The following is a 20,898-nucleotide window of genomic DNA, read 5'->3' on the forward strand; positions in this document are numbered from 1 at the left end:
AGCGCGCCGCGACGGCGCCGCGACACGCCGCAGGCCCCCGCCGTTGCGTACGGCGGAGGCCTGCGGCGTGTCGCCCGTCGGGCCGGGGCCGCGGAAAGCGGTCCGGCCCGTACCGGCCGCTCTAGCGCCCGGTTTCCTTCTCGTAGGCGGAAACGACCTCTTCGGTCGGTCCGTCCATGAGGAGTTCGCCGCGCTCCAGCCACAGGACGCGGTCGCAGGTGTCGCGGATCGACTTGTTGCTGTGGCTCACCAGGAAGACCGTACCGGCCTCCTTGCGGAGTTCCCGGATGCGCTCCTCGGAGCGGATCTGGAACTTCCGGTCACCGGTGGCGAGCGCCTCGTCGATCATCAGGACGTCGTGGTCCTTGGCCGCGGCGATGGAGAAACGCAGCCGGGCCGCCATGCCTGAGGAGTAGGTGCGCATCGGAAGGGAGATGAAGTCGCCCTTTTCGTTGATGCCCGAGAAGTCCACGATCCCCGCGTAGCGCTCCTTGATCTCCTCGCGGGACATGCCCATCGCGAGGCCGCCGAGCATCACGTTGCGCTCGCCGGTCAGATCGTTCATCAGCGCGGCGTTCACGCCGAGCAGGGAGGGCTGCCCGTCGGTGTAGACCTTGCCGGACTCGCAGGGCAGCAGCCCGGCGATGGCCCGCAGCAGGGTGGACTTGCCGGAGCCGTTGGATCCGATGAGGCCGATGGCCTCGCCGCGGTAGGCGGTGAAGGAGACGCCGCGCACGGCGTGCACCTTGCGGACCCCGGGCGTGTCGCCCTTGTTCCTGCGGCGGCGGATTATCTTGTTGAGGGCCGCGGTCGCGCTGCCCCGGCCCCCGCCGCCGGTGTTGACGCGGTAGACGATGTGCACGTCGTCCGCGATGACGGTGGGGACCTGCCCCACGGTGGTGTCAGCCACGGCCGTAACGCTCCTCGGACTTCCAGAAGTAGACGAAGCCCAGACCGCCGACGACGACGGCCCAGCCGATGGCGAAGCCCCACACGTGCGGCGGCAGCTTGGCCGCGGTGTAGTTGTCGATCATGGCGAACCGGATCAGGTCCATGTAGATGGCCGCCGGGTTCCACTGCAGGACGTCCGAGATCCAGGCGGGCTTGCTCTTGAGGAACGTCTCGATGGAGAACATCACACCGGAGGTGTACATCCAGGTGCGCAGCAGGAACGGCATGAGCTGCGCGAGGTCGGGCGTCTTGGAGCCCATCCGCGCGAAGACCAGGGCCAGCCCGGTGTTGAAGACGAACTGGAGCACCAGCGCGGGCACCACCAGCAGCCACGACAGCCGGGGGTAGTTCCCGAACCCGATGGTGATCACGACGACCACGATCATCGAGTACAGCAGCTGCTGGAGCTGCTGGAGCGAGAACGAGATCGGCAGCGAGGCGCGGGGGAAGTGCAGGGCGCGCACCAGGCCGAGGTTGCCGGAGATCGCCCGGACACCTGCCATCACGGAGCTCTGCGTGAAGGTGAAGACGAAGATCCCGATGACCAGGAAGGGGATGTACTCCTTCAGGGTCATGCCCTTGGAGGCGCCGAGGATCACGCCGAAGATCAGCAGGTAGACCGCGGCGTTCAGCAGCGGGGTCGCCACCTGCCAGATCTGGCCGAGCTTGGCCTGGCTGTACTGGGCCATCAGCTTGGCCTGGGAGAAGGCCATGATGAAGTGGCGACGTCCCCAGAGCTGCCGGACGTACTCGCCGAGCCCGGGTCGGGCCCCGCTGACGGACAGGCCGTACTTCTTGGCAAGCTCCGCGGCCGTCAGGCCTTCGTCGGCTGACGGCGGCCTGCTCGTGGCGAGGGCGCCGTCGTGGGTTGTGTCACTCACAAGTTGAAACTTTCGTCTTCAAGATGCGGCAGGGGGGCGTCGGGCTGGCCGCCGGGTGCCGGGGGCAGGTACCCATGCTCCCAGATCCGGCGTGGTCGGCGGATGACGGGTGGACGGCGGGCGGTCGCCGCGGTCGGACGGGGGTGGCGGGCCGCCGTCAGATGACGGGGGGACGGCCGAGCCGGGTCAGGCGCCACACGGTCCGCCACTTCATCGGGCGACGGGGTCCGCACGGGGCGACCCAGCCCTCCTTGAAGCCGCCGAACCACGCCTTCAGCGCGCTCGCCGAGGGCCGGCGCGCCAGCGTCAGCAGCAGCCAGACGCCGACGTAGACCGGAACGAGCGGGGCGGGCAGGTTGCGCCGGGCCAGCCACACCCGGTTGCGGGCCACCATGCGGTGGTAGACCGCGTGCCGGGACGGGGCGGTCTTCGGGTGCAGCAGCACCATGTCCGCGCGGTAGTCGATCAGCCAGCCCGCGTCGAGCGCGCGCCAGGCCAGGTCGGTCTCCTCGTGCGCGTAGAAGAACTCCCCGGGCAGCGGTCCGACCTGCTCGAACACCTTCGTGCGGACGGCGTTGGCGCCGCCGAGGAAGGTGGTCACGCGGGACGACCGCATCGGGTCCGAGGCGCGCAGCCGGGGCACGTGCCGGCGCTGGGTCTCGCCGCTCTCGGGGTCGGTGATCCGGAAGCTGACGATCCCCAGCTCGGGGTCCTCGGCGAAGGCCCGGCGGCACAGCTGCGCGGTGTCGGTGCGCTCCAGCAGCCCGTCGTCGTCGAGGAAGAGCAGGGCGTCCACGTCGCGGCCGCCGGGCCCGAAGGCCTCGATGCCGACGTTGCGGCCGGCCGGGATGCCGACGTTCTCCGGGAGGTCGACGGTGCGGACCCCGTCGGGCAGGCCGGTGACCCGCACGCCCTGGCCCACGACGACGACCTCGATCGGGTCGCCCTCCTGCCGGGCCACCGAGTCGATGAGCGCCTTCAGTTCGTCGGGCCGGTTGCCCATGGTGATGATCACGGCGCCGAGCCGCATCGGGGCGCTCACTTGAGCCTGCTGGAGGCCAGGATCGACACGAGGTGCAGCACGGTCTGGAGGATCGCGATGCCGGCCAGCACGGCCACGCCGAGCCGGGAGAAGTACAGGTCGCCGCGGACCTGGTCCACGACGGCGAGCACCAGGATGAGCAGCGAGGCCTCGATGCCGAGGACCAGGCGGTGGAACTTCAGCGCGGCCGCGGCCCGGCGGGCCAGGGCCATGCCGGACGAGCGCGGCTCGGCCGCCGCGTCCTTGACCACGGGCTTGCCGGCCTGGTGGCGGGCGACGCCGACCAGGTCGGTCTCGGCCTTGATCAGGATCGCGCCGAGCGCCGCGAGGGTGCCCAGGAAGGCCCACAGCCAGTCGACGCGGCCGCCGCCCCACAGGTCCGCGGCGCGCAGGCCGAAGCCCACGAGAACCGCCGCGTCGCACAGGTAGGCGCCGACCCGGTCCAGGTAGACCCCGGAGAGGGAGAATTGCTTCTTCCAGCGGGCGACCTCGCCGTCGACGCAGTCGAGCAGCAGGTAGCCCTGGACCATGACCACGCCGAGTACGGCGCCCCAGACGCCCGGCACCAGCAGCGCCGGGAGGGCGAGGACACCGGAGAGGGTCATCACGTAGGTCAGCTGGTTCGGCGTGACCTTGGTGGTGACCAGGAGACGGGTGATGCGCAGGGAGATCTCGCGCATGTAGAGGCGCCCGCCCCAGTGCTCCCCGCTGACCCGGTCCTTGACGCCCGCCGGGTGAACGACGGGCCGGAGTTCAGCTACGGATGGTCTCTGCATAGTCGGAGTAAGCGTCCCTGATCTCGGCGGCGGACAGGTTGAGGTGCTCCAGGATGGTGAAGCGTCCCGGGCGGGTCTGGGGTGCGTACTCGACGGCCTCGACGAACTCGTCCACGCTGAACCCGATCTCCTCGGGCAGCACGGGCAGGCCGTGGCGCCGCAGTACCTCGGCGAAGAGCCCGGACTGCTCGCGGGCCCCGCGCAGGTGCATCGCGAAGGCCGCGCCGATGCCGACCTGCTCGCCGTGGAGCGCGGAGCGGCCGGGGTACAGCAGGTCGAAGGCGTGGCTGATCTCGTGGCAGGCGCCCGAGGAAGGACGGCTGTCGCCGCTGATCGCCATGGCGATGCCGGACAGTACGAGGGACTCGGAGAAGACGGTGAGGAACTCGTCGTCGCCGCAGTCGCCCGGGTGGCGCAGGACGGCTTCTCCGGCGGTCCGGGCCATCGCGGCGGCCAGGCCGTCGACCGGCTCGCCGGTGAGGCGGTGCGAGAGCTCCCAGTCGGCGATCGCCGAGATGTTGGAGATCACGTCGCCGATGCCGGCGCGGACGAAGCGCACCGGGGCTTCCTTGATCACGTCGAGGTCGATGACCATCGCGATCGGCATCGGCACGCCGTAGGAGCCCCGCCCGTTGTCGTTGTCCAGGATGGACACCGGCGAGCAGATGCCGTCGTGCGAGAGGTTCGTGGCGACGGACACCATGGGCAGCCCGACCCGCGCCGCGGCGTACTTCGCCACGTCGATGATCTTGCCGCCGCCCAGGCCGACCACCGCGTCGTAGCGGCGGCCCTTTATGTCGTCGGCCAGCTTGACCGCGGAGTCGAGGGTGCCGTCGACGACGGGGTACCAGTCGGCGTACGGGAGCACGGGCTCCAGCTTGGCGCGCAGCACCTGACCGGACCCGCCGCTGATCGCGATCGCCAGCTTGCCGGACGCGGAGATCCGCTGGTCGGCCAGGAGGCCGGCCAGGTCGTCCATGGCGCCGTGGCTGATGTCGACGACGACCGGCGAGGGGATGAGCCGCGTCAGTACAGGCATGCGATCGTCCGGCCCTTGGCGAGGTCGTCGTGGTTGTCGATCTCGACCCACTTGACGTCGCCGATGGGGGCCACGTCGATCGTGAAACCGTCGTCGACGAGCTGCTGGTAGCCGTCCTCGTAGTAGAGGTCGGGGTCGCGCTCGAAGGTGGTCTTCAGCGCCTCGGCCAGCGCCTCGGCGGCCTCCGGCTCGATGAGGGTGACGCCGATGTACTCGCCGGTGGCGGTGGCGGGGTCCATCAGCTTGGTGATGCGCCGCACGCCCTTCTCACCGTCGGTGATGACCTTCATCTCCTCGTCTGCCAGGTGCTTGACCGTGTCGAGGGCGAGGATGATCTTCTGGCCGCGGCCGCGGGCGTCCAGCAGGGTGCGCTCGACGGAGACCGGGTGCACGGTGTCGCCGTTGGCGAGGATGACGCCCTGCTTCAGGACCTCGCGGGCGCACCACAGGGAGTAGGCGTTGTTCCACTCCTCGGCCTTGTCGTTGTCGATCAGCGTGATCTTGACGCCGTACTTGGCTTCCAGCGCCTCGCGGCGCGCGTAGACGGCTTCCTTGCGGTAGCCGACGACGATGGCGACCTCGGTCAGGCCGACCTCGGCGAAGTTGCCGAGGGTCAGGTCGAGGACCGTGATGCTCTCCTCGTCGCCTTCGGGGCCGACGGGCACGAGGGCCTTGGGAAGGGTGTCGGTGTAGGGACGCAGGCGGCGTCCGGCACCGGCCGCGAGGACAAGGCCGATCATGCTGGTTCTCCTTCGTCATGTACGGCGGGTGCTCCCGAGGAGACCCAGAACCGGATGCTCTCCACGAGCACCACGAGTGCCACGAACACGGCCAGGGCCGTGAGCGCGACGGGGAAGTCCGAGGCGCGCTCCGCCAGGACGGCGGCCAGGACCGTGATCAACAGGACCCGGCCCTCGTGGCCGCCCGTCGTCCGCACCAGCCAGTGCGGGGGCGCGCCGGTGCCGCCGCGGATCCGGTACACCGTGTCGTAGTGATGGTAGGCGACCGCCGCGACCAGTCCGAATGCCGCCGGAAGGGCCCCGGGGACGTCCGCCTTGGCGGCGAGCGCGAGGACGGTCACGTACTCGGCGGCCCGCAGGAGCGGGGGGACGAGCCAGTCGAGGGCGCCCTTGAGAGGGTAGGAGACGGCCGCGCCCGTGAAGATGACGTAGCCCACCGCGGTCGCGATCAGCCACGGGTCACCGAAGTCACGGATGACGGCGCCACCGGCCATCACCACGGATGCGCCCAGGGCCAGCCACAGCGAGGCCCTCGTCGGTTTGCGCGCGGCGACCCGGCGGGTGTCGCTCCAGGCGCGCACCACCGAGTCGGCCAGGTCCGCGAGGGCCCCGGCCGCCCGGTCGGTGCGGGTCGCCCTGCGGGTCAGGGAGCGCAGGACGCGGCCCGCGGTGGTGTAGAGCGCGCCGAAGGCGCAGCCGACGAGCAGCGCGTAGAAGACGGTGCGCGGGGTGGTGAGGGCGGTCAGGACCGCGATCATCGCCCAGCGCTCGCCGATCGGCAGGATGATCATGCGGCGGACCCATACCGTCCAGCCGACGCTGTCGAGCCGGCCGGACAGCGCCGCGGTGGGGCTCGTATTGGCGGTCGCGTCGTGGTTGGCCTCGTTGAAGGCGAAGTCCACGACGTGCCGGCAGGTCATGAGGATCATCGAGCCGAGCGCGAGGGCCCACACGTCGTCGCCGTGGCGGGCGGCGCCGAGGGCCAGGCCCGCGTAGAAGGCGTACTCCTTCGCGCGGTCGAAGGTGGCGTCGAGCCAGGCGCCCATCGTCGAGTACTGGAGCGAGTAGCGGGCGAGCTGTCCGTCGGTGCAGTCCAGGACGAAGGAGACGAGGAGCAGCACGCCCGCGGCCACGTAGCCCCAGCGGTCGCCGGTCGCGGCGCAGCCCCCCGCGATCAGCGCGGTGATCAGCGAGGCGGTGGTGACCTGGTTCGGGGTGAGCCCGCGGCGCGCGCACCAGCGGGCGATGTAGCGCGAGTACGGGCTGATGAAGAAGGTGGTGAAGAACCCGTCGCGGGACTTCACGGCGGTGCGCAGCCGGACGGCCTCGTCGTCGACGGCGGCCACGGCGGCCTCGGCGGCCGTGCGCTCGGGGCCCGCGGCGGGCACGGACGCGACCAGGCTGCCCAGCTCGGGCCGGTGCACGGGGGTGCCGGCGGCCTCGACGGCCGCGGCGAGCCGGTCCGGGTAGGGAGCGGGGGCCGACGCCGCGCCGTCGGCCGCGACGGCGCGGGTGAGCGCGGCGCGGGCGGCGCTCTGGACGGCGAGCGCGCCCGGTACCGCGCAGGCGTCGAAGCGCGGGTCGGTCAGGGCCAGCCGCAAGGCGTGCAGGTGCCCGACGAATTCACTGTCGACGATCGCGACCCGCTGGTCGGCGGGTACGGCGGCCAGCACGGCGGCGGTGCGGACCGGATCGGTCGCGGGCTCGACGTCGAAGCCGAGCGACCTCAGGTCGTCCGCGAGCGCTGAGCCGGGAACCGGCTGGCCGGTGAGGATGGCGGTCGGCAGACGAACTCACTCCTTGCGACGTACACACGGGACGGCCGCCACGAGGGGCGGCGGCACGTCGGCAGAGGCTATCGGATGAAGGGAACCGGGCATTCACCACCCGTTCGCGACCGACGATCCGACGATTGCCCGGCGTGCGGACCCGTTCGGATCATCATTGACGATCGTGCCACGCACGCCAAACCGCCCCGGGTGCGAGGGTGCGCGGGCGAGCGGCGCGGGGCACCGCGGGGGCTCCGGTGCCGGACGATCCGGCCCCTGTACCCCTGGGGCACGGGCAGGTGTCCGCCGCCGCATACCACGCCTCGGGGGGCAGCCCGCCGCAGATCACCGAAGTGGGGACAAGCCGCATTTGTGCGGCAGACTGAACGCCGAAGTCCGAAGCGAAGGATGGGTATGCCGACCACACCAGCCACCGCCGCGAACAGCGCGTCCACCGGCACCGGCACTCAAGAACCGATCATGCTCGAACTTGTCGACGAGTCCGGTCAGACCATCGGTACCGCTGAGAAGCTCTCCGCACATCAGGCGCCCGGCCTGCTGCACCGGGCCTTTTCCGTGTTCCTCTTCGACGGGCAGGGGCGGCTGCTGCTCCAGCAGCGGGCCCTCGGGAAGTACCACTCCCCCGGTGTCTGGTCGAACACGTGCTGCGGGCACCCCTATCCCGGGGAGTCCCCGTTCGCCGCGGCCGCCCGGCGCACCCACGAGGAGCTGGGGCTGTCGCCCTCGCTGCTGGCGCAGGCGGGGACCGTGCGCTACAACCATCCGGATCCCGCGTCGGGGCTGGTCGAGCAGGAGTACAACCACCTGTTCGTGGGACTCGCGCAGGCGCGGCTCGACCCGGATCCGGACGAGGTCGGCGACACCGCCTTCGTGACGGCCGACGAGCTGGTGAAGCGCCATGCCGAGGTGCCGTTCTCGGCCTGGTTCATGACCGTGCTCGACGCGGCGCGTCCGGCGATCCGCGAGCTGACCGGCGAAGCCGCGGGCTGGTAGGCCTCGCCGTGCGGCGCCCCCGGGGCGCCGCCGGTGCCGGTCAGCCCGCCGCGGTGAGCGGGCCCGGGGCGGTGAGCGGCAGGGCCGCCCAGATGACCTTGCCGCCGGTCGAGGTGTGCTCGACGTCGCAGACCCCGCCCGCCTCCCGGGTGATCTCGCGCACCAGCAGCAGGCCCCGGCCGCCCGTCTGGCCGAAATCCGCCTCCAGCGCCTTGGGCCGGTAGGGATGGTCGTCCTCGACGGCCACCCGCACCCACTCGCGGCCGATGGCGACCTCGACCGCCACCTCCGGCGAGAGCAGGGCCGCGTGCCGTACCGAGTTGGTGACGAGCTCGGAGACGATCAGCAGCAGCGAGTAGACCAGGTCCCGGTCGGCCGGTACGCCCTGGCGGCCGAGCAGGTCACGCACCGCCCGGCGCGCCTGCGGAACGGATTCTTCTGTGGAGGGCGCGGTGAACCGCCACACGCCCTCGTAGGCGAGGGGACCGGCCGGGTCGACCGGCGCGCTCCCCCCGGCTGGCGGGACATTCCCGCTGACGTCCATCTTCCGGCCCCCGTCTTCACGCTCGATCGTCTCCACGCGTCAAGAGTGGGGACGGGGTCGGCGCGGACCGGACCACTGACCATAAGTCAGCGTTATTCGGACGCTTTTTGACCGTCGAAGTATGGCCTCGTCAGTTGTTCGACTGTTCCTGATCTCCCACGGCCCGCTTATCGGCCGCCTGCCGTGCAGTGGCCGCCGCGGCCGGATCGGTCACCGGCACCGCCGCCACCTCGTCCTCCCTGACCAGGCCGAGGATCCGGCGCGCGCCCATGCCGAGCGCCACCAGACTCAGTCCGTCGAACAGCAGGGCGAGCGAGAAGAAGGTTCCGATCACGTACTGACTGCTGCCCGGCCAGCGCCACAGCACCAGCACGCCCAGCAGGATCCCGAAGGCGCCCTGGACCAGGGTCAGCACGAAGTTCGATCCCCGCACCACCAGGGCGCCCGCCAGCCGGAACACCCCGCCGGTCAGGAAGAGCAGCGCGGCGAACATGGTCAGCGCCTCGGCGCTCGCCTCGGGGCGGCGCAGGATCACGAACCCGGCGGCGAGGTTGATCGCGGCGACGATGACGGCGAGCCAGAAGTAGTTGCTCTTGCGGGCCTGCACCGCCTGGAGCAGGCCGACCAGTCCGCCGATCAGCAGCAGCCAGCCGAAGAGGAACATCGAGGTCAGCGTCGCGACCCCGGTGTAGATGAGGCCGACCAGCCCGGCCACGACGAGGATCACCCCGAGCAGGGCCAGCAGTCCGAAGCCCCGGCTCAGCTTCTTCTTCTCCTGCTTCTGCTGCCCGGCCCCGTCGATGCGGCGTGTGCGGTCTGCGGCCATGGACATGCCTCTTTCTCGCACCCCCCGAGCCCCCCGGACTCCTTGATCATAGGATCGACCGGCCGGGATAGCATCCGGCGCATGGACGCGCAGATACTGCACACCGTCGCGGACGGGGTCGCCACGGTCGTCATCTCGCACCCCGCCAAGCGCAACGCCATGACCGCCGCGATGTGGCGCGCGCTGCCCGGGCTGCTGGAGGAGCTGGCTGCCGATCCCGCGGTACGGGCCCTGGTGCTGACTGGAGCCGGCGCCACCTTCTGCGCCGGGGCCGACATCTCCTCGCTGCGGGGCCGGGAGCCGCTGCCGGAGGCGGGGGCCGCGGCGGGAGCGGTGCCTTCGCCGGAGGCGGGGGCCGGTCCGGCCGACGACCCGCAGGCGCTGGCCGTGCGGGCCGAGGAGGCGCTCGCCGCGTTCCCGAAGCCGACGCTGGCCGCGATCCGCGGGTTCTGCGTGGGCGGCGGCAGCCAGCTCGCCGCCGCCTGCGACCTGCGGTTCGCCGAGGAGGGCGCGTCCTTCGGGGTGACCCCCGCCAAGCTCGGCATCGTCTACCCCGCCTCCTCGACCCGCCGCCTGACCGCGCTGGTGGGCCCCGCGACGGCCAAGTACCTCCTCTTCTCCGGCGAGCTGATCGACGCGGAGCGCGCGCTGCGGACCGGTCTGGTGGACGAGCTGCTGCCCGCGGGCCAGCTGGACGAGCGGGTCGCGGAGTTCACCCGGATCCTGGCCGGCCGCTCGCAGCTCACCCAGGCCGCCGCGAAGGAGTTCGCGAACGGGCGGACCGACCGGGACGCCCACTGGGCCGAGCAGGCGCGCGCCGGCGGCGACACCGCCGAGGGGGTCGGCGCCTTCCTGGAGCGCCGTACGCCCGCCTTCACCTGGACGCTGGGCGCGGCCGCGGCGCCCGGTGCGGCTACTCCATGACGAACCGGCTCTTTTCCCGCCACTGCGCCACCAGGTCGGCGGGCGCCTTCTGCGGCGAGCCCGCGTCGTAGGGCGGCTGGGGGTCGTACTCGGTCAGCAGCTGGACGGACTGGGCGACCCGGTCCCCGCCGATCCGGCCCAGCAGGGTCAGGCCCATGTCGATGCCGGAGGACACCCCGGCCGCGGTCACGTACTTGCCGTCGGTGACGACCCGCTCCCCCGTCGGCCGCGCCCCGTACGCCGGGAGCTGGTCCAGGGCCAGCCAGTGGCTGGTCGCGCGGCGGCCCCGGAGCAGGCCCGCGGCGGCCAGCAGCAGCGAGCCGGTGCACACCGAGGTGGTCCACAGGGTGGTGGCGTCGACGGCGCGGAGCCAGTCGAGCAGCACCTCGTTCTCCATCTGCGCGCTCTGCCCCGGGCCGCCGGGGACCAGCAGGATGTCGGGGGACGTCACCTCGGCGAGGGACCGCTCGGCGACGAGCGAGAGCTGTCGGAGTCGTTGCGGACGGGGCCCGGGCGCTCCGCGACGAAGACGCTCTGGGCGCCGGGCAGCCGGCCCAGGGTGTCGAAGGGGCCGATGGCGTCGAGGGCGGTGAAGCCGTCGAAGAGCAGGATGGCGATCTGCATGCGGTGTCCTCCGGAAAGGGAGAGTCGGAAAAGGGAAGCCGGAAAGGGGAAGCCGGAAAGGGGCGGTCACCCGGCGCCGAAGCGACGCCGGTATTCGGCGGGCGGCTGGCCGAGGATCTTGACGAAGGCCCGCCGCAGCGCCTCGGGGGTGCCGTAACCGCAGGCCCGGGCGATCTGGGCGACGCCGTCCGAGGTGTCCTCCAGCAGCCGCCGGGCGTGCTCGATGCGGACGCGCTCCACGTAGCGGCCGGGGGTGGTCCCGGTCTCGGCGTGGAAGGCGCGGGCGAAGTGCCGGGGCGAGAGGCGGGCCCGGGCGGCGAGCGCCTCGACCGTCAGCTCGGCCCCGGGATGCCCGGTGATCCAGTGCTGTACTTCGCGCAGCGGTTCGCGCCGGGCGCTCTGGGCGGCGAGCAGCGCGCTGAACTGCGCCTGGTTGCCCGGTCTGCGTAGGTAGACCACCAGGTGGCGGGCGATGTCGAGGGCGAGGTCCCGGCCGTGGTCCTCCTCCACCAGGGCCAGCGCGAGGTCGATGCCGGCGGTCACCCCGGCCGAGGTGGCCACGTACCCGTCCCGGACGTAGATCGGCTCGGGGTCCACCCGGACCTCGGGGTAGTCGCGGGCCATCCGCTCGCAGGCGTTCCAGTGGCTGGTGGCGCGGCGGCCGTCGAGCAGCCCCGCCTCGGCGAGCAGCAGGGCGCCCGTGCAGACGGCGACGAGCCGGCCCGGTCGTGCGCCGTGCGCGCGCAGCCAGTCGGTGAGCCGCGGCTCGAAGTCCCCCCGGTAGCGGCCGCCGGGCACCAGCAGCGTGGTGCCGGGGCCCGGAACGGCGTCCTCCAGGGCTTCGTCGGGGACCAGCGTCAGCCCGCTGCCGGTCCGCACGGGCGCGCCGCCCGGCGACGCCGTGCGGATCCGGTAGCCCGCGCGGCCGGGGTAGTGGCCCACGCCCGCGAAGACCTCCACGGGGCCGGTGACGTCCAGGCTCTGGACACCGTCGTAGAGCAGGACGAGGACGTCCCGGCAGGGTTCGGGGGGCATGGATCCATCGTCTTCCCGCCGGGTGGACGTCCGCAATGCCGGGCTCCCCACCTTTCCTGCCACCGCCTCATCGGTCGGCCGGGCGGGGGGCGGCCGATAGGATCGACGGATCATGACTGCAACCCTCGTCGCCAAGGAACTCGCCGCCGGGCACGGTGCGCGCTCGCTCTTCACCGGGCTCGACCTCGTCGTCGCCCCCGGTGACGTCATCGGCCTCGTCGGCGTCAACGGCGCCGGGAAGTCGACGCTGCTGCGCCTGCTCGCCGGTCTGGACACGCCGGAGACCGGTGAGCTGCGACTCTCCCCGCCCACCGCCACCGTCGGCCACCTGCCGCAGGAACCGGAGCGCCGCCCGGGCGAGTCGATCCGGGAGTTCCTGGCCCGCCGGACCGGGGTGGCCGCCGCGCAGACGGAGCTGGACGAGGCCACGCAGGGCCTGGTGGACGGGATCGCGGGCGCGGACGACGCGTACGCGACCGCGCTCGACCGGTGGCTGGACCTCGGCGGCGCGGACCTGGACGAGCGGGCCCAGGAGGTCGCCGCCGACCTCGGTCTGTCCGTCGGCCTCGACCTGCCGATGACCGCGCTCTCCGGCGGCCAGGCCGCCCGCGCCGGGCTCGCGTCGCTGCTGCTGTCGCGCTACGACGTCTTCCTGCTCGACGAGCCGACCAACGACCTCGACCTGGAGGGCCTGGAGCGGCTGGAGGCCTTCGTGAAGGGGCTGCGCGCGGGCACGGTGGTGATCAGCCACGACCGCGAGTTCCTCACCCGGACGGTCACCAAGGTCCTCGAACTCGACCTGGCCCAGCAGGAGATCAACCTGTACGGCGGCGGGTACGACGCCTACCTGGAGGAGCGCGAGCGGGCCCGGACGCACGCCCGCGAGGAGTTCGACGAGTACGCCGACAAGCGCTCGGCGCTCGAAGGGCGCGCGCAGATGCAGCGCGGCTGGATGGACAAGGGCGTCAAGAACGCCCGGCGCAAGGCGACCGACAACGACAAGATCGGCAAGAAGTTCCGCAGCGAGGCCAGCGAGAAGCAGGCCTCGAAGGCGCGCCAGACGCAGCGTGCGATCGAGCGCCTCGACGTGGTCGAGGAGCCGCGCAAGGAGTGGGAGCTGCGCATGGAGATCGCGGCGGCGCCGCGCTCCGGCTCGGTGGTCGCGACCCTGCGCGAGGCGACCGTGCGGCGCGGGGAGTTCACCTTCGGGCCGGCCAGTCTCCAGCTGGACTGGGCGGACCGGGTGGCGATCACCGGGGCGAACGGCGCCGGGAAGTCCACGCTGCTCGCGGTGCTGCTGGGGCGGCTCGCCCCGGACTCCGGTGCGGCGACGCTCGGTTCGGGCGTGCTGGTGGGTGAGGTGGACCAGGCGCGCGGGCTGTTCCTCGGCGACGAACCGCTGCTGGAGGCGTTCTGCGCGGCGGTGCCGGAGACGGAGCCGGCGGAAGTGCGTACGCTGCTCGCGAAGTTCGGCCTGAAGGCGGCGCACGTGCTGCGTCCGGCGGGCACGTTGTCCCCGGGCGAGCGGACCCGGGCGGCGCTGGCCCTGCTCCAGGGGCGCGGGGTGAACCTGCTGGTGCTGGACGAGCCGACGAACCACCTCGACCTTCCCGCGATCGAGCAGCTGGAGTCCGCGCTGGAGGCGTACGAGGGCACGCTGCTGCTGGTCACGCACGACCGGCGGATGCTGGACGCGGTGCACGTGACGCGCCGCCTGCGGGTGGCCGGGGGCCGCGTCACGGAGGAATAGCCCCGGCTGTCCCCCCTGTCCGACCACCGCCGCGCCGCGCCTCCGGCCGGGGCCGGGGTGCGTCTCAGGTTGGGCCCGGGGTGCGTCTCCGGTCCGGCCCTGGGGTGCGCCTTCGGCTGGTCCCCGGGTGCTACTCCGGTCCGGCCCCGGGGTGCGCCTCCGGTTGGGCCCGGGGAGCGCCTTCGGTCCCGCCCCGGGGTGCTTCTCCGGTCCGGCCCCGGGGTGCGCCTCCGGCCGGTCCCCGGGTGTGCCTCCCGTCGGACCCGGGTGCGCCTCCGTCCGGACTCCTGGTGCGCCTCCGGCGGGGCCTACGGCATGCCTCCGGCGGCGCCTCAAGCGCCGGCGAGGCTGATTTTTGCCCCGCTCCGGCGCCTCGGCACCGAGCCGAAACCACATCCAGCCTCGCCGGCGTTTGAGGCGAACCGGCCCAACCAGCCGCACCAACCCAGCCTCGCCGGCGTTTGAGGCGGACCAGCCAACCAGCTGCACCACGCCGGCTCACCCGCACCACCCCAGCCCCGCCGGCGTTTGAGGCGCCGCCGGAGGCAACCTCAGCCCCCGGCGTCGGAGGGCTGACCGAACCCGGCCCACCACCCGCGCCTCGCCGGCGATTGAGGCGGTCGGGAGGCGGGCCGGCACGGCCCGGGGTCAGGCTTGGTTCGGCGGGGGGAGGCGTTTGCGGGCCATGCGCTGGGCCACCAGCCCCCGCGGAAGGTGCCGCACGGCCAGCGCGTACGCCTTGTACCGCCGCCCGGTGACGCTCAGCGGCCGCCGCCGGGCGAGGTCCCGCAGCGCCTGTGCGACCACGGCCTCCGGCTCCAGCCAGACCGCGTCGGACAGCTTGCTGACGTCCATCCCCGCCCGCTCCTGGAACTCGGTCCGGGTGAAGCCCGGGACCACCGCCAGGACGCGGACGCCGTACGGCGCCATGTCCACGCGCAGCGATTCGCTGAAGGCGGTGACCCACGCCTTGGCCGCCCCGTACGTGCCGGTCGGCAGCAGCCCCGCGACGGAGGACACGTTCAGCACCGCCCCGCGCCGCCGCTCCCGCAGCCCCGGCAGCACCGCGTGCGTCAGCCGCATCGGCACCTTGACCAGCAGGTCGAGCATCCGCTCCTCGTCCTCGACCGGGCTGTACGGGAAGGGCGCCGGGAGCCCGAAGCCCGCGTTGTTGACCAGGACGTCCACCGGCCGCCCCGCGTCGGCGAGCCGCTCCTCGACGGCGGCGCACCGTGCCGGATCGAGCAGGTCGGCGGGCAGCACCTCCACCTCCGCGCCGAACTCCCGGTGCAGCTCCTGCGCCAGGGCGCCCAGGCGGTCCTTGTCACGGGCGACGAGGACCAGGTCGCAGCCCTTGGCGGCGAACCCGCGGGCGAAGGCGGCGCCGAGCCCGGCACTGGCCCCGGTGATCAGTACGGTGGTGCGGCGGTTCACGGACGGTCTCGCTTTCCGGGTCGTGCGGGCGGTTCGGGGGTGAAGGTCCGCGTCGCGGCGGATCCGTAGGCCTGGGCGACCTCGACGAGGAAGCTCTTCTCGTCCTCCAGGTCGCTGCCCTCGACGGTGCCCGTGGGTCCGTGCACCGAGGACGGGACGTACAGCGGCTCGGCGCCGTCCTGCGGCCGGCCGGCCAGCCCGTCGAGCTTGGCCTGCCGGGCTTCCTTGAGCACGCACGCCAGCGCGGCCGCGCCGCGGCGCTGGGAGGGCACTCCGGCGCCCGCGACGTGGCTGCGGGCGCGCTCCGGGACGCCCTGGACGACGTACTCGTTGAGGATCAGGATCGCGTCCCGGGTCTCGATGACCTTGCGGTAGACCAGCAGGTCGCGCGGGACCGGCGGCCACAGCAGCTCCACGACCCGCCCGGCCCGCGGCTTCGTCAGCGCCACGTGCGGCACCGCTTCGACCAGGTCGCGCCACAGCGGCCACAGCCGCCACGCGGTGCCGATGTCGGATGCGGTCCGGCGCACGCCGAACAGCACGGGCACGAGCAGCGCGGCGGCGCGCAGCAGCCCGTGCAGGTTCATCAGCAGGGGCAGCCAGGGCATGGCGGCGGTGCTGCCGAACAGCAGCTTGAGCAGGTAGACGAACCAGAACACCCCGGCGAGCGCGGTGCCCAGGCCGAACAGCCGCAGCCCGGCGGCCAGGCCCCGGCTCTCGGTGCGCAGGCTGTAGCGCCAGCAGACGTACACGCAGGCGGTGTTGGCGCTGAGGTGGGCCGCGATGAGCACGAGCCAGTAGCCGAGGGAGGGCACCGGGTCGCCGTGCGGCGGGATGGTGTGCGTGCCGTGGCCGGGGGCGGCGTGATCGAGCAGGACCAGGGCGGTCAGCAGGCCCACGGTGGTGACGGCGGCGGTCCGGCGCAGCCGCCGGCCCCGGGTGGTGGCCGCGGCGACGAAGTAGAGGACGGCGCCCGCGGAGAAGACGCCGATGAGGTTGCGGACCAGTCCGACGGTGTGCGAGTACGCGGGGTCGCGCATCGCGTACGTCACCACGTCGGGCAGGTTCAGGGTCATCGCCGCGGCGGCCGTGGCGACGGCGAGCAGCAGTCCGCGCTGCTGCGGGGAGCGGACGGCGGCCGGGGAGCGCAGCAGGACCGCGAGCCACAGGCAGACCACGCTGGGCACCGCCAGGGAGTCCCCGAAGGCGGCGATGGGGTCAGGCGCCATGCTGCACCCGCCGGTACCCCATGGCGGACTCCAGGCGCGCCAGTGTCCCGGCGGCCTCGTCGACCGGGGGCAGTCCCGCCCTCGTCCGGATCAGGCTGGCCAGCATCTCGGCCTCCTGTTCCTGCCGGGTGGTGTAGTTGGTGCGGCCGAGGATGACCGGGGCCTCGGCGCCGCTCTCCTCGCTCGTCAGCGAGTTGTGGCCGAAGAGGATGTGGCCCAGTTCGTGGAGGACGATGTGCTCGCGGTGCAGCGGGGAGGTCTGGGCCTCGTAGAAGACGTAGTCGACGCTCGTGGTGCCCACCCACAGGCCGCACACGCCGGATTCGGCGGCTTCCTTGGGAAGCGGGTGCAGCCGGATGGGCCGGCCCCGCTGCTCGGCGATGCGCCCGCACAGGGCGTCGAGGGAAAACGGATGCGGCAAGTCCAAACGGCCGAGAATCGTCTCGCAGCGTTTGCGCAGGCTGAGTTGCCGGTATGGCATGTGCTCCCTCTTCGGACCCTTTCCCGGGCAGCGTCGATAGGCAGGGGCTGATGTGGGCATGACGTCCTGAGGGGGGTCAGGGAAGCCCGTGCGCGAATGACGAACGGGCGTTCCCACATGCCTACAGATCGGCTGCGGGGGTTGGCAAGGCGGGGCCCCGGGCAAGGCGCTTATTCGGCCACTTCTTCCTGCCCGGGGCCGCGACCTGCGGACCGGCTCCCCGCCGCCGCCGGGGCCCTCCCGCGTCAGCGCTTGCGGCGGTCCTCGGGGCCGGTCAGGCCGGCCCGGCGCAGGGCGTCGGCCATGGCGCTGTTGGCGGGCGCCGGGGCGCCCTTGGCCGCGCCCGCCCCGCCGCCGGATCCGCCGCGGGCTCCGGCGCCGCCCCGGACTCCGGCGCCGCCCCGGCCGCCGCCGCCACGGGCTCCGCCGGCGCCGTTGGCCGCGCCCGCCGCGTTGCCACCGGACGCGGAGTTGCCGCCGGACGCGCCCCGGCCCTGGTCGCCGCCGCCGCGCTGCTGCGGCGGGCGTCCGCCGGAGCCGCGCTCGCCGCGCTCCTGGCGGGGCCGCGGGGCGCCCGCCGCCCGGTCCGCCCCGTCCTCGTCCTCCAGCCGCAGGGTCAGCGAGATGCGCTTGCGCGGGATGTCGACGTCCATGACCTTCACCCGGACGATGTCCCCGGGCTTGACCACGTCACGGGGGTCCTTGACGAAGGTCTTCGACAGCGCCGAGACGTGCGCCAGGCCGTCCTGGTGGACGCCGATGTCGATGAACGCGCCGAAGGCCGCCACGTTGGTGACCACGCCCTCCAGGATCATCCCGGGCGCCAGGTCGCCGATCTTCTCCACGCCCTCCTTGAAGGTGGCCGTCTTGAAGGCGGGGCGCGGGTCGCGGCCCGGCTTCTCCAGCTCCCGCAGGATGTCCGAGACGGTCGGCAGGCCGAAGGCCTCGGTGACGAAGTCGGCCGGGCGCAGGGAGCGCAGTACCGCGGTGTTGCCGATCAGCGCCGCGACCTCGCCGCCCGCCGTCCTGCCCATGGCCCGGACCACCGGGTAGGCCTCGGGGTGGACGCTGGAGGAGTCCAGCGGGTCCTCCCCGTCGCGGATCCGCAGGAAGCCCGCGCACTGTTCGTACGCCTTGGGGCCGAGCCGGGGCACGGCCTTGAGGGCCTTGCGGCTGCGGAAGGGCCCGTTGGCGTCGCGGTGGGCGACGATGTTCTCGGCGAGGCCGCCGCTGATGCCGGACACCCGGGAGAGCAGCGGCGCCGAGGCGGTGTTGACGTCGACGCCGACGCCGTTCACGCAGTCCTCGACGACCGCGTCGAGGGAGCGCGAGAGCTTCACCTCGGACAGGTCGTGCTGGTACTGGCCGACGCCGATCGACTTCGGGTCGATCTTGACCAGTTCGGCGAGCGGGTCCTGGAGGCGGCGGGCGATGGAGACGGCGCCGCGCAACGACACGTCCATGTCCGGGAGTTCCTGCGAGGCGAAGGCGGAGGCCGAGTACACGGAGGCGCCCGCCTCGGAGACCATCACCTTGGTGAGGTTCAGTTCGGGGTGGCGCGTGATGAGGTCGCCGGCGAGCTTGTCGGTCTCGCGCGAGGCGGTGCCGTTGCCGATGGCGACCAGGTCGACCGCGTGCTCCTTGGCGAGCCGCGCGAGCTTGGCGAGGGACTCGTCCCACTTGTTGGCGGGCACGTGCGGGTAGATCACGTCGGTGGCGACGACCTTGCCGGTGGCGTCCACGACGGCGACCTTCACACCGGTACGGAAACCCGGGTCCAGGCCCAGCGTGGCGCGGGTCCCGGCGGGCGCGGCGAGCAGCAGGTCGCGCAGGTTGGAGGCGAAGACGCGGACCGCCTCGTCCTCGGCGGCCTGGCGCAGCCGGGTGCGCAGGTCGAGGCCGAGGTGCACCTGGATCTTGGTGCGCCAGGCCCAGCGGACGGTGTCGGCGAGCCACTTGTCCCCGGGGCGGCCGCGGTCGGCGACCCCGAAGCGGCGAGCGATCATGCCCTCGTAGGTGGAGGGGCCGGGGGCCGCCGCGTCGTCGCGGTCCTCGGGCTCCAGCGTGAGGTCGAGGACGTCCTCCTTCTCGCCGCGGAGCATGGCGAGGACGCGGTGCGAGGGCAGCGCCGTGAGCGGCTCGGCGAAGTCGAAGTAGTCGGCGAACTTGGCGCCCGCCTCCTCCTTGCCTTCACGGACCTTGGCGGCCATCCGGCCGCGGGTCCACATCCGCTCGCGCAGTTCGCCGATCAGGTCGGCGTCCTCGGCGAACCGCTCGGTGAGGATGGCGCGGGCGCCTTCGAGGGCGGCCGCCGCGTCGGCGACGCCCTTGTCCGCGTCGACGAACGCGGCCGCGGCGGCGGCCGGTTCGGCCGAGGGGTCGGCGAGCAGGCCCTCGGCGAGCGGTTCCAGGCCCGCCTCGCGGGCGATCTGCGCCTTGGTGCGGCGCTTGGGCTTGAAGGGCAGGTAGATGTCCTCCAGCCGGGCCTTGGTGTCCGCCGCGTTGATCATGGCCGTCAGCGCGTCGTCGAGCTTGCCCTGCTCCCGCACGGACTCCAGGATCGCGGCGCGGCGGTCCTCCAGTTCGCGCAGGTACCGCAGCCGCTCCTCCAGGGTGCGCAGCTGGGCGTCGTCGAGCAGCTCGGTCGCTTCCTTGCGGTAGCGCGCGATGAACGGCACGGTGGAGCCGCCGTCGAGCAGCTCGACGGCGGCCTTGACCTGCCGCTCCCGTACGCCGAGTTCCTCGGCGATCCTGCCTTCGATGGACGTCGTCACGTTCCGGTCCCGCCTTCGTCTGCACTGCACTGGAAGCTGCCAATTGTGGCAGGTGGCGGTATCGCGGGGCGGGAACCCTGCCGATCGGTCCGGCGGCGGCGGGGGCGGGGCCGCGCCGGGAGGGCGCGGCGCCCGTCCGGGCGGGGGCCGGGGCGGCCCGCGCCCGGTGTGGCGGGTCAGCCCTTGCCGGTGAGGTCGGCGGGGAAGGCGCCCGCGCCGATCGCGCGGGCGACGAAGGCGCCGCCCAGCTCGTGCAGGCGGGCCAGGCCGGCCGCGCCGAGGTGCTCGTACGGGGCCGCGTCGAGCCGGTCGGTGTCGGCCTCCAGCCGCTCGCGCAGCGCCGTTCCGGCCTCGGTCAGTTCGTTCTCGGCGTCGAGCAGCCCGCGCTCCCGCAGCCGGTCGGCGGCCGCCGCCAGGTCGGCCGCGCTCCAGCCGCGGGTGGCCCGCAGCCACTTGGAGGTCATGCCGCGACCGGTGGCGTTGTGGCTGACCAGGGCTTCGACGGGGTCGAGGCCGGCGATGAGGAGGGCGGCGAGGTGGCCGTCGCCGCGGTGCTCGCGCAGCAGCGTGGCGGCGTGCCACAGGCGCAGGTGCGGGGCCTCGGGGACGGGTAGGTCGGCGTGCGCGGAGTAGAGGGCGCGGCCGTGCCGGGTGCAGGCCTCGGTGGCGCGCAGGGCCAGGTCGGCGGCCTCGGCCATCTCCGGGGAGGCGACGGCCTCGGCGCCGAGCAGCCGGGTGAGGGTCGCGTCGGCGGCCCGCAGGCGGGCGGCCAGGACCTGCTCGGGGTCCGCCTTCTGCCAGACGGCGGGCAGGTACTGGGCGAGGTGGGCGTGGCTGTAGTTGTAGAAGGTGGCGGCGACGGCGCCGGGGCCGACGGCGCCCAGGGCGGCGCTGCGGGTGCTCAGGGCCGCGGCCGGGCCCTCGATCCCGAGGGCGGCGAGCTCCCTCGCGAGGTCCGGCGAGAAGTAGAGGGTGGCGTGCAGCGGATTGATGGCCGCGTGCCAACAGCGGCGCGCGGCGAGGGGCGGGAGGGTGGAGAGCGTCATGCCCGGCACCCTACCGACT

At 73.1% G+C, this 20,898-nt stretch carries 18 protein-coding genes and 1 pseudogene; 3 read left to right on the top strand and 16 right to left on the bottom strand.

Annotation, left to right across the window (positions count from 1 at the left end; all coding sequences use genetic code 11):
* Nucleotides 1–121: 121 nt before the first annotated feature.
* The 7 genes from AC0693_RS30205 to AC0693_RS30235 form a co-directional block, all read right to left on the bottom strand.
* Nucleotides 122–910 carry an ABC transporter ATP-binding protein gene (locus AC0693_RS30205; RefSeq protein WP_356405183.1) on the bottom strand — a complete coding sequence of 263 codons (789 nt, stop codon included), beginning with the start codon at nucleotides 908–910 and terminating at the stop codon, nucleotides 122–124.
* The gene (locus AC0693_RS30210) at nucleotides 903–1,832 is read right to left on the bottom strand and encodes an ABC transporter permease (RefSeq protein WP_356405181.1); all 930 of its coding nucleotides are present in this window, start codon (nucleotides 1,830–1,832) and stop codon (nucleotides 903–905) included. Before AC0693_RS30210 ends, AC0693_RS30205 begins: the two co-directional genes overlap by 8 nt.
* Nucleotides 1,833–1,989: 157 nt before the next feature.
* Nucleotides 1,990–2,862, bottom strand: a complete 873-nt coding sequence (locus AC0693_RS30215; RefSeq protein ID WP_468466820.1) for a glycosyltransferase family 2 protein — start codon at nucleotides 2,860–2,862, stop codon at nucleotides 1,990–1,992.
* Between the two features lie 8 nt (nucleotides 2,863–2,870).
* Nucleotides 2,871–3,650 (bottom strand): CDP-alcohol phosphatidyltransferase family protein, encoded by a 780-nt coding sequence (locus AC0693_RS30220; protein WP_468466633.1) that lies wholly within the window; start codon nucleotides 3,648–3,650, stop codon nucleotides 2,871–2,873.
* Nucleotides 3,628–4,689, bottom strand: coding sequence for an iron-containing alcohol dehydrogenase family protein (locus tag AC0693_RS30225; protein ID WP_356405175.1), 1,062 nt, complete (start codon nucleotides 4,687–4,689; stop codon nucleotides 3,628–3,630). Before AC0693_RS30225 ends, AC0693_RS30220 begins: the two co-directional genes overlap by 23 nt.
* Nucleotides 4,677–5,429, bottom strand: coding sequence for a phosphocholine cytidylyltransferase family protein (locus AC0693_RS30230; RefSeq protein WP_469317413.1), 753 nt, complete (start codon nucleotides 5,427–5,429; stop codon nucleotides 4,677–4,679). Before AC0693_RS30230 ends, AC0693_RS30225 begins: the two co-directional genes overlap by 13 nt.
* Entirely contained in the window at nucleotides 5,426–7,216 is a 1,791-nt protein-coding gene (locus AC0693_RS30235) for a DUF5941 domain-containing protein (RefSeq protein WP_478803508.1), read from the bottom strand. The genes AC0693_RS30230 and AC0693_RS30235 overlap by 4 nt, the downstream gene beginning before the upstream one ends.
* A 396-nt stretch (nucleotides 7,217–7,612) precedes the next feature.
* On the opposite strand from AC0693_RS30235, the gene idi reads away from it, so the two are divergent.
* Nucleotides 7,613–8,212 carry an isopentenyl-diphosphate Delta-isomerase gene (idi, locus tag AC0693_RS30240; protein WP_478803420.1) on the top strand — a complete coding sequence of 200 codons (600 nt, stop codon included), beginning with the start codon at nucleotides 7,613–7,615 and terminating at the stop codon, nucleotides 8,210–8,212.
* Nucleotides 8,213–8,252: 40 nt separating this feature from the next.
* Here idi and AC0693_RS30245 read toward each other — a convergent pair whose 3' ends face one another.
* Together AC0693_RS30245 and AC0693_RS30250 are read right to left on the bottom strand one after the other, a co-directional pair.
* Nucleotides 8,253–8,792, bottom strand: coding sequence for an ATP-binding protein (locus AC0693_RS30245; protein ID WP_356405169.1), 540 nt, complete (start codon nucleotides 8,790–8,792; stop codon nucleotides 8,253–8,255).
* A gap of 94 nt (nucleotides 8,793–8,886) precedes the next feature.
* Nucleotides 8,887–9,582, bottom strand: coding sequence for an HdeD family acid-resistance protein (locus AC0693_RS30250; protein WP_469317481.1), 696 nt, complete (start codon nucleotides 9,580–9,582; stop codon nucleotides 8,887–8,889).
* A gap of 81 nt (nucleotides 9,583–9,663) precedes the next feature.
* Between AC0693_RS30250 and AC0693_RS30255 the strand changes: the two genes are divergently transcribed.
* Entirely contained in the window at nucleotides 9,664–10,506 is an 843-nt protein-coding gene (locus AC0693_RS30255; protein WP_478803421.1) for an enoyl-CoA hydratase/isomerase family protein, read from the top strand.
* On the opposite strand, the pseudogene AC0693_RS30260 reads toward AC0693_RS30255, so the two are convergent.
* Both AC0693_RS30260 and AC0693_RS30265 read right to left on the bottom strand, forming a co-directional pair.
* Nucleotides 10,496–11,130 (bottom strand): annotated as a pseudogene (locus tag AC0693_RS30260) (DJ-1/PfpI family protein). The gene AC0693_RS30255 and the pseudogene AC0693_RS30260 sit on opposite strands and share 11 nt — an antisense overlap.
* 66 nt (nucleotides 11,131–11,196) lie before the next feature.
* The gene (locus AC0693_RS30265) at nucleotides 11,197–12,165 is read right to left on the bottom strand and encodes a GlxA family transcriptional regulator (RefSeq protein ID WP_469317410.1); all 969 of its coding nucleotides are present in this window, start codon (nucleotides 12,163–12,165) and stop codon (nucleotides 11,197–11,199) included.
* A gap of 112 nt (nucleotides 12,166–12,277) precedes the next feature.
* On the opposite strand from AC0693_RS30265, the gene AC0693_RS30270 reads away from it, so the two are divergent.
* Nucleotides 12,278–13,915, top strand: a complete 1,638-nt coding sequence (locus AC0693_RS30270) for an ABC-F family ATP-binding cassette domain-containing protein (protein WP_469337948.1) — start codon at nucleotides 12,278–12,280, stop codon at nucleotides 13,913–13,915.
* A gap of 648 nt (nucleotides 13,916–14,563) precedes the next feature.
* Here the strand turns inward: AC0693_RS30270 and AC0693_RS30275 are convergent.
* The 5 genes from AC0693_RS30275 to AC0693_RS30295 all read right to left on the bottom strand — a co-directional run bounded on the left by AC0693_RS30275 (nucleotide 14,564) and on the right by AC0693_RS30295 (nucleotide 20,879).
* On the bottom strand, nucleotides 14,564–15,349 hold the full coding sequence (locus AC0693_RS30275) for an SDR family NAD(P)-dependent oxidoreductase (RefSeq protein WP_478803422.1): 786 nt from the start codon (nucleotides 15,347–15,349) through the stop codon (nucleotides 14,564–14,566).
* Nucleotides 15,346–16,578 carry an MAB_1171c family putative transporter gene (locus AC0693_RS30280; RefSeq protein ID WP_478803423.1) on the bottom strand — a complete coding sequence of 411 codons (1,233 nt, stop codon included), beginning with the start codon at nucleotides 16,576–16,578 and terminating at the stop codon, nucleotides 15,346–15,348. Before AC0693_RS30280 ends, AC0693_RS30275 begins: the two co-directional genes overlap by 4 nt.
* On the bottom strand, nucleotides 16,568–16,999 hold the full coding sequence (locus AC0693_RS30285) for a hypothetical protein (protein ID WP_356405156.1): 432 nt from the start codon (nucleotides 16,997–16,999) through the stop codon (nucleotides 16,568–16,570). Before AC0693_RS30285 ends, AC0693_RS30280 begins: the two co-directional genes overlap by 11 nt.
* Nucleotides 17,000–17,304: 305 nt before the next feature.
* Nucleotides 17,305–19,833, bottom strand: a complete 2,529-nt coding sequence (locus tag AC0693_RS30290; protein ID WP_478803424.1) for a Tex family protein — start codon at nucleotides 19,831–19,833, stop codon at nucleotides 17,305–17,307.
* 176 nt (nucleotides 19,834–20,009) lie between these two features.
* Nucleotides 20,010–20,879, bottom strand: coding sequence for an SCO6745 family protein (locus AC0693_RS30295; RefSeq protein ID WP_469317405.1), 870 nt, complete (start codon nucleotides 20,877–20,879; stop codon nucleotides 20,010–20,012).
* Between the last annotated feature and the right edge of the window lie 19 nt (nucleotides 20,880–20,898).

The sequence above is a fragment of the Streptomyces sp. NPDC043876 genome, from assembly GCF_056435825.1.

What these genes read in the sequence shown, in the direction of transcription:
- AC0693_RS30250 (WP_469317481.1), bottom strand. Translation starts at nt 9,582, where the DNA reads ATGGCCGCAGACCGCACACGCCGCATCGACGGGGCCGGGCAGCAGAAG.
- AC0693_RS30255 (WP_478803421.1), top strand. Translation starts at nt 9,664, where the DNA reads ATGGACGCGCAGATACTGCACACCGTCGCGGACGGGGTCGCCACGGTC.
- AC0693_RS30215 (WP_468466820.1), bottom strand. Translation starts at nt 2,862, where the DNA reads ATGCGGCTCGGCGCCGTGATCATCACCATGGGCAACCGGCCCGACGAA.
- AC0693_RS30280 (WP_478803423.1), bottom strand. Translation starts at nt 16,578, where the DNA reads ATGGCGCCTGACCCCATCGCCGCCTTCGGGGACTCCCTGGCGGTGCCC.
- AC0693_RS30220 (WP_468466633.1), bottom strand. Translation starts at nt 3,650, where the DNA reads ATGCAGAGACCATCCGTAGCTGAACTCCGGCCCGTCGTTCACCCGGCG.
- AC0693_RS30295 (WP_469317405.1), bottom strand. Translation starts at nt 20,879, where the DNA reads ATGACGCTCTCCACCCTCCCGCCCCTCGCCGCGCGCCGCTGTTGGCAC.
- AC0693_RS30270 (WP_469337948.1), top strand. Translation starts at nt 12,278, where the DNA reads ATGACTGCAACCCTCGTCGCCAAGGAACTCGCCGCCGGGCACGGTGCG.
- idi (WP_478803420.1), top strand. Translation starts at nt 7,613, where the DNA reads ATGCCGACCACACCAGCCACCGCCGCGAACAGCGCGTCCACCGGCACC.
- AC0693_RS30225 (WP_356405175.1), bottom strand. Translation starts at nt 4,689, where the DNA reads ATGCCTGTACTGACGCGGCTCATCCCCTCGCCGGTCGTCGTCGACATC.
- AC0693_RS30230 (WP_469317413.1), bottom strand. Translation starts at nt 5,429, where the DNA reads ATGATCGGCCTTGTCCTCGCGGCCGGTGCCGGACGCCGCCTGCGTCCC.
- AC0693_RS30265 (WP_469317410.1), bottom strand. Translation starts at nt 12,165, where the DNA reads ATGCCCCCCGAACCCTGCCGGGACGTCCTCGTCCTGCTCTACGACGGT.